Annotated in this window: 13 protein-coding genes; 1 reads left to right on the forward strand and 12 read right to left on the reverse strand. The window is 35.8% G+C overall.

Annotated elements, in window-relative coordinates; translation table 11 throughout:
* Nucleotides 1-831: hypothetical protein (locus tag JGH11_RS17400; RefSeq protein ID WP_201113934.1), on the forward strand; the 831-nt coding region annotated here is incomplete at its 5' end.
* Nucleotides 832-909: 78 nt separating this feature from the next.
* Here JGH11_RS17400 and JGH11_RS17405 read toward each other — a convergent pair.
* From JGH11_RS17405 to JGH11_RS17460, 12 genes are all read right to left on the reverse strand, one after another.
* Nucleotides 910-1,440, reverse strand: a complete 531-nt coding sequence (locus JGH11_RS17405) for a GNAT family N-acetyltransferase (protein WP_201113936.1) — start codon at nucleotides 1,438-1,440, stop codon at nucleotides 910-912.
* Nucleotides 1,441-1,489: 49 nt separating this feature from the next.
* Nucleotides 1,490-2,179 carry a cell division ATP-binding protein FtsE gene (locus tag JGH11_RS17410; protein ID WP_201113938.1) on the reverse strand — a complete coding sequence of 230 codons (690 nt, stop codon included), beginning with the start codon at nucleotides 2,177-2,179 and terminating at the stop codon, nucleotides 1,490-1,492.
* 57 nt (nucleotides 2,180-2,236) lie between these two features.
* Nucleotides 2,237-2,833: a bifunctional phosphoribosyl-AMP cyclohydrolase/phosphoribosyl-ATP diphosphatase HisIE gene (hisIE, locus tag JGH11_RS17415; protein WP_201113940.1), complete on the reverse strand. Its 597-nt coding sequence runs from the start codon at nucleotides 2,831-2,833 to the stop codon at nucleotides 2,237-2,239.
* Nucleotides 2,834-2,989: 156 nt separating this feature from the next.
* Entirely contained in the window at nucleotides 2,990-3,742 is a 753-nt protein-coding gene (gene hisF / locus JGH11_RS17420; RefSeq protein ID WP_201113942.1) for an imidazole glycerol phosphate synthase subunit HisF, read from the reverse strand.
* A 253-nt stretch (nucleotides 3,743-3,995) separates the two neighbouring features.
* Nucleotides 3,996-4,718 carry a 1-(5-phosphoribosyl)-5-[(5-phosphoribosylamino)methylideneamino]imidazole-4-carboxamide isomerase gene (gene hisA / locus JGH11_RS17425; RefSeq protein ID WP_201113944.1) on the reverse strand — a complete coding sequence of 241 codons (723 nt, stop codon included), beginning with the start codon at nucleotides 4,716-4,718 and terminating at the stop codon, nucleotides 3,996-3,998.
* A gap of 12 nt (nucleotides 4,719-4,730) precedes the next feature.
* On the reverse strand, nucleotides 4,731-5,213 hold the full coding sequence (locus tag JGH11_RS17430; RefSeq protein WP_201113946.1) for a DUF4870 domain-containing protein: 483 nt from the start codon (nucleotides 5,211-5,213) through the stop codon (nucleotides 4,731-4,733).
* Nucleotides 5,214-5,225: 12 nt separating this feature from the next.
* Nucleotides 5,226-5,819, reverse strand: coding sequence for an imidazole glycerol phosphate synthase subunit HisH (gene hisH, locus JGH11_RS17435; RefSeq protein ID WP_201113948.1), 594 nt, complete (start codon nucleotides 5,817-5,819; stop codon nucleotides 5,226-5,228).
* Nucleotides 5,820-5,823: 4 nt separating this feature from the next.
* Nucleotides 5,824-6,351 (reverse strand): TlpA disulfide reductase family protein, encoded by a 528-nt coding sequence (locus JGH11_RS17440; RefSeq protein WP_201113950.1) that lies wholly within the window; start codon nucleotides 6,349-6,351, stop codon nucleotides 5,824-5,826.
* A complete protein-coding gene (locus JGH11_RS17445) occupies nucleotides 6,348-6,767 on the reverse strand; it encodes a VanZ family protein (RefSeq protein ID WP_201113952.1) in 420 nt (139 codons plus the stop codon). The genes JGH11_RS17440 and JGH11_RS17445 overlap by 4 nt, the downstream gene beginning before the upstream one ends.
* A 61-nt stretch (nucleotides 6,768-6,828) precedes the next feature.
* Nucleotides 6,829-8,664, reverse strand: a complete 1,836-nt coding sequence (locus JGH11_RS17450) for a U32 family peptidase (protein WP_201113954.1) — start codon at nucleotides 8,662-8,664, stop codon at nucleotides 6,829-6,831.
* 65 nt (nucleotides 8,665-8,729) lie between these two features.
* Nucleotides 8,730-9,677, reverse strand: coding sequence for a homoserine O-succinyltransferase (metA, locus tag JGH11_RS17455; RefSeq protein WP_201113956.1), 948 nt, complete (start codon nucleotides 9,675-9,677; stop codon nucleotides 8,730-8,732).
* 155 nt (nucleotides 9,678-9,832) lie between these two features.
* On the reverse strand, nucleotides 9,833-10,288 hold a 456-nt coding region (locus tag JGH11_RS17460), incomplete at its 5' end, for a hypothetical protein (protein WP_201113957.1).

The following is a 10,288-nucleotide window of genomic DNA, read 5'->3' on the forward strand; positions in this document are numbered from 1 at the left end:
GCTTCATGTAATGTAAAAAATTCAGATGAATATAAGGCCTTACAGGCTGAGAGAGATTCTTTGATGCAGATAGCTGGTCAAAGCAATACTGAACTGGCAGAGGTGAATGGGCTCATAAATGATATTGAAGAAAACTTCAAGCAAATACGCGAAGCGGAAAAATATCTGACTATCGAGTCTAAGGCTAAAGGAGAAATGTCTAATGATACGAAAACTCGTGTTAGAGATAATTTCGAAATGATTAATGAAATTCTGAAAAAGAATAAAACGGATATTGATAAATTGAACCAAAGATTGAAAAATAATTCGGGGCAGATGTCAGGTCTGAAAGCAACTATCGAGCGTTTAAATGCCGAGTTGACAGAAAGAGCAAATACAATTTCTGAATTACAAACATCACTTGTCACTCGTGATGCACAAATAGCCTCGTTGCAAACAGATGTACAATCATTGGCTGAAAATGTTGATAATTTATCAGCTCAAACAGCAGAGCAAGCATCTAAAATTAAAGAGCAGGATAAAGAACTAAACACAGCCTATTATATGTTTGGAACTTCTAAAGAATTGAAAGAAGCCAAAGTTGTAACAGGTGGATTCCTAGCCTCTACTAAGATTTTAAATGAAGGTATCGAGAAAAGCAAATTCATCAGAATAGATATTCGTGACACTCATAATATTCCTGTGTACGATAAGAAAGTGAAGATTTTATCAGATCATCCAAAAGATAGCTACAGTTTGGATAAAGATAGCAGTGGTAAGATTGTAATTAAGATAACTGACTACAAAAAGTTCTGGAGTCTTACAAAATTCTTAGTTGTAGAAGTAGGATAAGCTTGAGCTAACTCAGATAAAAAAAGCCAGTAACTTTATTTTACTGGCTTTTCTTGTATTTAGGCTGAAGAGTGATGTTTAACAGTTATATGCGATATTGTAGATTTTACTCCTTATCTGAATAAGATCCTTTTCTATATCTATATTTCCATATGTCATGAGTTTCATAGGAATAGCTATACCATCTTTAAGATAAGCCGGTTGTTGGTATTGTATATTTTCCCAAAGTTTAAATCCGAGGCGTTGGTAGAACCCAATGCGACGTTCTGAGATAATTGTTGTTGGAAGTTCAACCTCCAGAATAATAGGTTTAGTTGCGTATTTAATGAATAAATCCATCACCTTGCGTCCATATCCTCCGTTACGGAACTCTGACGAAATGGCAAAATGTTCCGCAAATATAAAGTCATCCAAATCCCAATAGGTAAGAAAACCCACTATATGACCTTCCTCAATAGTTAAGGATATAACAAATGGTCCATTGCTTTTATACAAATCAAACATTGTTTCCACAGGGCGGCGTTCACTCGGAGGAAAAGATTCAACATAAAGATTTTCTACAAATGAAAGCTCTTCTTGGTTTGATGTATTTAATTTCCTTATTTCCATTTTTTTAAGAATTTAAAAATTAAAGACTTATATAGCCCCCATCCGGTTATTAGTTTCCCATTCTTATATCTTTCAGCTGACCATCTTCACATTTAATAATTCGACCTGGATATTTTTGTACTATTGCGTAGTTGTGTGTAGACATTATTACAGCGGTATTGTTTTTAGAGATATTATGTAATAACTCTACAATCTGATTTCCCGTTTCCGGATCCAAATTACCAGTAGGCTCGTCAGCTAAAATTATTTCAGGAGAGTTGAGTAATGCACGAGCTATAACTATACGTTGTTGTTCTCCACCTGATAATTCATGAGGCATTTTATAGCCTTTATTTTGCATCCCTACTTGAGCGAGGACTTCGGATATACGAATATCTATCAGGTCTTTATTTTTCCAACCTGTAGCACGAAGTACAAATTCTAAGTTTTTGGCTGCAGTACGATCTATCAATAGCTGGAAATCTTGAAAGACAATGCCTATTTTCCTTCTGAGGTAAGGGATGTCTTTTTTCTTCATATGTTCCAACGCATAATCAAATATACGTCCGTGTCCTTTTTCTAGAGGTATTTCGTGATAAAGGCTTTTCAGAAATGTGCTTTTTCCGGAACCTACTTTTCCTATAAGGTAAATAAACTCACCTTCTTTTATGGATACGTTTATATTGCTCAAGATATTGTTTCTGTCTCTATCCAAGTCAACATCTTCATATCTAACAATCACATCTTTATCTTTATCCATAACCATAATTATTAAACGTAAATGCAGTAAAGGACAAGGGTCTTTGCTGCCATCCTATTATTTTTTATGTCTTTTCTGAAGCTCTCTGGCCAAATCTTCAATACTTAAGCCTTTTGATGTAAGCATTACAATCAAGTGGTATAGCATATCGGCCGACTCGTAAATCAAACGATCGTCTGTTCCGTTGCAAGCTTCTATAACAGATTCTAAGGCCTCTTCGCCGACTTTCTGTGCCATTCGGTTTATTCCCGATTGGAATAGAGAGGTTGTGTAAGAGCCTTCAGGCATTTCTTTATAGCGATTTTCAATGAAATGTTGAAGATACTTTAAGAATAGAATGTCTTCCTTATTTTCTTCTTCAAAACAAGTGTCTGATCCTGTGTGACAAACAGGGCCTACAGGATTTACTTTGACAAGGAGAGTGTCATGATCACAATCGTCTTTTATGCTTACAACATTCAGAAAGTTACCACTTTCTTCTCCTTTGGTCCATAAGCGTTCTTTTGTACGGCTATAGAATGTTACCTTACCTGTATCCTGTGTCTTGTTCAGTGCTTCAGCATTCATATAACCTAACATGAGCACTTTATTGGTCTCATTGTCTTGTATGATGGCAGGAATTAATCCGCCTACCTTATCAAAATCTAAATTCATATTCATTCATTATTAATACGATCGAGGAGCCATAAAAGTTCAGAATCCTTGTCAAAATTATATTTTTTATAATCTTTATATTCAAGATCATTTAAGGATAAAAGATTTAGACCTTTTGCCTATTGATCAATAAAGATTTATTAGTCTCCTATGTGATTATCTCACATTTATATTCTCAGACTTTAAGTAAGTCTTTAGATCTTCTATTTTGATTTCACCAAAGTGGAAAACACTTGCTGCTAGTGCTGCATCCGCCTTACCTTCTATGAATACATCCTTGAAATGCTCCATTTTCCCTGCTCCACCCGATGCTATAATCGGAATATTCAGAGACTCGGACAATGTGCGCAAGGCTTCGTTTGCATAGCCTGTTTTTACTCCATCATGGTTCATACTAGTAAATAAAATTTCTCCGGCGCCAAGGTTTTCAACCTCTTTAGCCCAAGAGAAAAGCTCTTTGTTTGTCTTATTCCTACCTCCACTTGTATAACAGTGCCATATACCATCTTCAAAGTTAGCATCTATTGCGCAAACACAGACCTGAGATCCGAAGTTTTTAGCTATTTCTTCTATTATTTTAGGGTTTCTTATAGCAGTCGAATTAACCGATACTTTGTCAGCTCCGGCATTTAGTAATCGGTCTACATCCGATAGTTCATTTATTCCACCACCAATAGTAAATGGTATATTGATGTTGGCGGCAATACGTTTTACCAAATCAGTAAAGGTTTTCCGTTCTTCGTGTGATGCTGTAATGTCGAGAAACACTAGTTCGTCGGCTCCTTGTTGGCTGTATTGTATTCCAAGTTCGACCGGATCGCCGGCTTCCCGGAGATTCACGAAGTTAGTTCCCTTTACGGTCATGCCATCTTTAACATCCAAACAAGGTATAATTCTTTTTGCAAGCATTATTTTATGTTTAATCCCAAAGGACTGTTTATTAATTAAATAATTAAAAAAAAGTAACAAAGGTAACAGCTTTTTACCAACTTTTATCTCTGTTACTTTCCCTCTCTTCTGATATCGATTTGCTATCTTAAAAAAGTAACACTTTTTGCAGCTTTTCCGGATATTACAGTTTCCTGCCTAAATATGTTGTTTCTAGCAGGTTCATAGCTGTTTTAGTATTGATAATTGAATTTGGAAAATCTACAGCTTGTAACTATTTATTATAGTCGGATAAATCTTTCAATGTAACTTTTTGTTCATATATAGCTTTTCCTAATATAACGGCAGGAACACCTGCTTGCTCCAAATCAATGATGTCTTGGAAACAGCCCACCCCTCCGCTGGCAATTAGATATAAATCAGGAAATATACTTAATATCTCTTTATATAGATCAATTGAAGGGCCTTGTAACATACCGTCCTTGTTAATATCGGTACATATCACTTTGGTTATTCCACCCTTTTTATATTCATCGATAAAGGGTATAATATCTACAGAAGTTGATTCTTGCCAACCAGATACAGCTATGCTGTGGTCCTTACAGTCAGCACCTAGTATTATCTTTTCGCTTCCGTATCTTTTTAACCAATCTTTAAATAATTCAGTGTTTTTTATTGCTATACTACCTCCTGTAATCATGGATGCTCCGCTGTTGAACGCGATCTCCAAATCAGAATCACTTTGTATACCTCCACCAAAGTCGATTGTAAGCGAGGTGTTTGTGGCAATTTTTTCTAAAACAGCCTGATTTACTATATGTTTAGCTTTAGCTCCATCGAGGTCTACTAAATGAAGACGATGTATACCCGCGTCTTCAAACATTTTCGCCACTTCAAGAGGATCTTCGTTATATATTTTTTTTGCGTTATAGTCCCCTTGCGATAAACGAACGCATTTACCATCAATGAGGTCTATAGCCGGGATAATTTCTATCATGCTTCTATTTGTTTAAGAAAAGAAAGTAATTGACAATGGATATTTCCAATATTCTCCGTTACTTGCTTTTACTGCTGCAATAATGACAAATACCAATTGGAGTATTCCAATAACAATAAGCATAGGAAGTCCTATTACTAGTCCTATTATTGTAATGCAAAGGATACCCGCGACTGTGATATAAATAAGCATACTTATCATGAAATTAGCTATATTTTTTCCATGCATATCAACATTCGAATATTCCTTAGCGTTTACCAGCCATAGGACAATAGGGAGAATGAATCCCAGGCCGGGTATTAAGATGCCGGCAAATTGAGATAAATGCATTAATGTAATATAGGTATTTTCATTGATGCCACCTAATCCTCTACCATTATTTTGGTTGTTATCTGAATTTAATATCTTTGCTTTTTCCCTTTGAAATTCTTCTTCGGAAATAGAGCCTTGGATTCTCAGTTCTTCCAGCCTTTTTAACTCGTCATATTTGTCCATAGCTGTATTAAATTATGTGTTTGATAAAAAGTTTATCAGTATTTTTTCTCCGATACTTCCACTCTTTTCGGGATGAAACTGTGTCGCATAGAAATTATCTTTGTGTATTGCAGCACTAAAAGGTTGTATATAATCGGTTGTTGCAATTGTATGTTTGCTTAAAGCTACATAATAACTATGGACAAAGTAAACAAATTGGTTTTCAATAGTTTCGTCAAATATTTCACTCTTTACATTTTTTATTATATTCCAACCCATATGTGGAACTTTGTCTTCATGTTTTTGAGGGATGAATCGTTTTACTTCGGCGTCGAATATATTCAGGCAGTTTACATCACCTTCTTCGGAATGCGAACACATAAGTTGCATACCTAGACAGATTCCTAAAACGGGTTGACTTAAGTTTGGAATTAGTTTGTCTAAACCCGATTGTTGCAAGTATTGCATGGTTGAACTGGCTTCTCCAACCCCCGGAAATACAACCTTGTCGGCACTTCGAATAAGATCGTGATCGGAAGAAACTACAGCCTTTATTCCTAAACGTTTAAAAGCATGTTCTACGGAAAAGATATTTCCTGCGTTATATTTGATGATTACAATATTCATTTTTTTACTTCTTGGCTAATAACGAATCTATTAGTTTAACCATCTTGTTGAACTCTTCCTCTTTATATAGTCTGGTGAGCATTACTATCTTTCCGTCTTTGTCAATGACTATATTGCGAGTTATCCCGGCTTCTTTTTCGGCATAGGCACTAAATATTTCAGCCTTAGGATCAAGGCCGATAGGGTAGGTAACACCTGTTGCTTCTGCGAACTTGAGAATAGTCTCGGCAGGCTCTTCCCTATCAATACCGTATAATGCAAAGTTAGGATTGTCTTTGTGTCTTTGCCATATCTCAGACTCTATATGTGGCATTTCTTTACGACATACACCACACCAGCTGGCTGTGAATTGCAGCATAACTACTTTTCCTCTCAGAGATGAGAGTTTTACTTTCTCTCCTGATGGTAAACTCATTTCAAAGTCAGGAGCTATGTCGCCTACTTTTACTTTAAACTGATAATTATTTTCTACCTGAGAAAATAAATGCGCTGTAATGAATAAAGAGAATAAAAAAGTCGCTATTTTTTTCATATTTCCTGATCGTTTAATTGTCTGTTTAATAGAAAACTCCTGAACCATAATGAGAAAGGAAGGGATGATAATGCTCCAAGCACATCGGCCAGGAAATCATACCAATCTCCACTTCTTTCGGGAAAATATTTAGCCTGTAATATCTCAATAAATCCACCATATATGATTGGTATAAGCACTGCAAATAAGATGAGTTTCAGTATTATGATATGTCCGTTTTTGTCATATATGTAATTGAAAGAAGCCACACCCGCTAATCCCAGATACATCAGGAAATGAACAATCTTATCTGTTGGGATGAAAAAATCTATACCAACTTCAGGAATTTCCTGTGTCGGGATGAGGCAGCATAAATAAAATATGATGATAGCAATAATGGCAGGAGGCCAACTGTACTTGAATATTCTTTTTAACATAGATTGCAGGCTCGAATATTTTTAATATAGTTCAAAGATAAATAAAATATCAATATGTATATTATTCCTGAACAGAATCGCTGAAAACTTTCATTTCGCAATTCTTACAATCGAACGAAAGTCGTAATCTAGTGTTATTATATGACAAAAAGAAAGGTTCTTTATATGGATGTTTTTCTTGATCCTCTTTGGGGCACCAACCAAGGGATTGTTTGATACAATGTCGGGTAAACATGAGGGGTACATTCGCTAACGTTTGCTTCTCGAATGCAGCTTGCGAAACAGTAGACTGGTGTTGTATATAGAACTGTTTTCCTTTACTATTCATTACATTTCCTAAGTAAGAGATATCTTTTACCGGAAAAGAATGTGATGTTTGTTTCTGTATTACAATATCTTGCCGATATCTGATCTTACGTACCGAAAGTAATTTATCTGTGAGTAATCTTCTCCATTCTGATAATACAGATGCTGGAATAAACCAACTTTCATTCCAATTGATATTTACTTGTTCGACTTTAAAGATGGTTGTACCTGTTTTACTTAGGTTGTTTTTAATATTATCCGTTTGATCTTTTTGAGCAACCTGTTTTTCTATTTCAAAATTGAGTATAGCATAATTATCATCTTCATCGGTTATCTTTAATGAAAAACCCAATGGAATATCGATCAATTCTATCGTTGTGCTGATTTTCCGTTCAGCCGATTTTTTAGATAATAATTTTTCGAACTCATGATCATAATTTCTGTAAATGTACGCTCCTTTTTTTATGTCGGGTATTGTTGCAGGAAATATAAGTTCTCCCTCCACACGGTTTACATGTATGCCTTCCAATTCTTTTTTATTGTTGAAAAAGCAAAGTCCGTCACCATTATGAAGTTTCTTTGTGCTATTTATTTTAATGTACTTGGTGGTAATTTCGGTGATTTTTCCAATAGGTTCACCTACGGATTTGGGCGAGTCTATCGACCACATATTGTTAGTCCGATCATGGAGGAAATATTTAGTAAATCCTCTATTGAAACTTTTCTCAGGGACGGGTTCGAATGAGAATGACGAAGTGCCTGATGATGACCGTATGTATTGGGGATATTTATTTAATACTTTGTCTAATTTCTGACGGTAAAATGCTACTATATTTTTTACATATGAAATATCTTTCAGACGGCCTTCTATTTTCAGCGAGCTTACACCTGCATTCAATAGCTCTTCTATGTTTTCTGAAAGATTAAGGTCTTTCATGGAAAGAAAATGCTTTTTAGATATTATCTCTTCGCCATCAGTATCTATTAAAGTATATGGGAGTCGGCAATATTGAGCACATGCTCCCTTGTTGGCACTCCTGCCGGATAGGGCTTGACTGAGATAGCATTGTCCACTATAGCAGACGCATAGTGCACCATGTACAAATACCTCTAATGGAGTGTTAACCTGTGATGAGATTTCCCCTATTTCATCGATTGTTAGTTCTCGTGGTAGCACAATTTGTTTGAAGCCTGCATCTTCCAGAAATTTAACCTTTTCTACACCTCTATTATCCATTTGGGTACTGGCATGTAATGCTATAGGAGGGAGGTTGAGCATGGTGATTCCCATGTCCTGAATTATCAGAGCATCTATTTTTGCATCCTTATATAGCTGCCAAATAAGCTTCTCGGTTTCTTGTAGTTCGTTATCGCTCAATATTGTATTAAGTGCAACGTATACTTTTACTCCAAAAATATGAGCATACTCTGTTAGTGCTCTAATATCTTCAAGCGTATTTCCGGCAGCAGCTCGGGCGCTAAACTTAGGCGCACCGATATATACAGCATCGGCTCCATGGTTAATGGCTTCGATACCGCACTCCAAGTTTTTAGCCGGAGCAAGAAGTTCTATTTTTCGGGCTTTAATCAATTTAGTAAATCGGTTCTATATACTGTTTGATATTAATCAAACAATAAGTAACTTTTTTATATTGTTTATTCTTTTTTGGGATTTATTTCTCCTAAGTCTTTAATCTTGGTTTTGTCGTATGGAGTTTCTTGATATACAAAGTAGTTTAACCAGTTGTTGAATAGTAGATTACCATGTCCAGACCATCGAACAATAGGAGGGTTTTCCGGATTGTCGTTTTTATAATAATTAAGGGGCAATTTGATTGGAAGGTTTTTCTCCACATCTCTCACATATTCATAATGCAGAGTGTTTGGTGCATATTCGGAATGTCCGGTAAGATAAAATTCGCGTCCGCCACGTGAAGTGACAATTCCGACACCCGATTCGTCAGATTCCGATAGTATCTTAAGTCCTTCGTGTAGTACTATCTCTTCACGATTTATGGTTGTATGGCGACTGTGAGGAATATAAAATTCATCGTCGAAACCTCTGAATAAAGGAAATTTCTTGTCATGTACAACGTGTTTGAATATTCCGAACATTTTTTCAGGTAGAGGATGCTTGTTTACTCCATAAAAATGATATAGAGCAGCTTGTGCAGCCCAGCATATATATAGAGTAGATGTAACGTGTGTACGGGCCCAATCGAATATTTCGGATATCTCGGGCCAATAAGTTACATCTTTAAATTCGTATAATTCGACAGGAGCTCCAGTGATAATCATACCATCATAATAATCCTCTTTGACCTCTGTGAAGTTCTTGTAAAACATTTCCAGATGTTCTTCTGATGTGTTTCTGGAAGTATGTGTTTCCAATTTCAAGAAATCAATTTCCACCTGTAACGGATTATTTGATAATAATCTGATAAGATCGGTTTCTGTTGTTATTTTTATCGGCATCAGATTGAGAATAAGCACACGTAGCGGACGGATATCTTGTTCATTAGCTCTAAGTTGGCTCATGACAAAAATATTCTCCTTTTTTAGGATCTCAATAGCCGGAAGATTATTTGGTATATTAACTGGCATTGCTTTACATAATTATTGATGAAAATAAGTATGCAAAGTTATGATTTTTTTTGCGTTATTTCTGCTGTTATTAGGTCAAAATAAGCAAACATGTTGTATTGCCTGCTTATTCTAAATTTAATACGTTGGGCTTTTTCGATTTATTGTTTTTTGCTTTAGAAATGCCAGTTGAAGCCGAACATATATGCCAATTCGGCAAACCAGAAGGCTTGGCTTGCTTTATCATCTTTCGATTTGGTCGTTCTGATATCCGGCATGTTTATATAGCCTTCTTTTACTTCGGAGCGAAGAAAGAATAGATTCCATAAACTAACATCCAATCCACCCTTTGCATTAATGCCGAAGCCAGCTACGTGAAATGCGTCGTGGCGTTCATTACCCATTAATGTAACATTACTGCGTGGCATTAGAAAGCCCGCTCCACCACCAATCAACCCATTTAACTTTAAAATACTCTTACGGTAGAAGGTTTTGTAATATTCCACCTCTGTATTGATGTAATTCAAGCCGTCGGTATGTTCGAATTGAAGGAAATCTTCAGTTAGTTTTATCGAATTATCTTCATTTATATGAGATTCATAACCAGGTTTTACGTAACCCTCTATATCCAC

The sequence above is a fragment of the Dysgonomonas sp. Marseille-P4677 genome, assembly GCF_016652235.1.
In the GTDB taxonomy this organism is placed as follows: Bacteria; Bacteroidota; Bacteroidia; order Bacteroidales; family Dysgonomonadaceae; genus Dysgonomonas.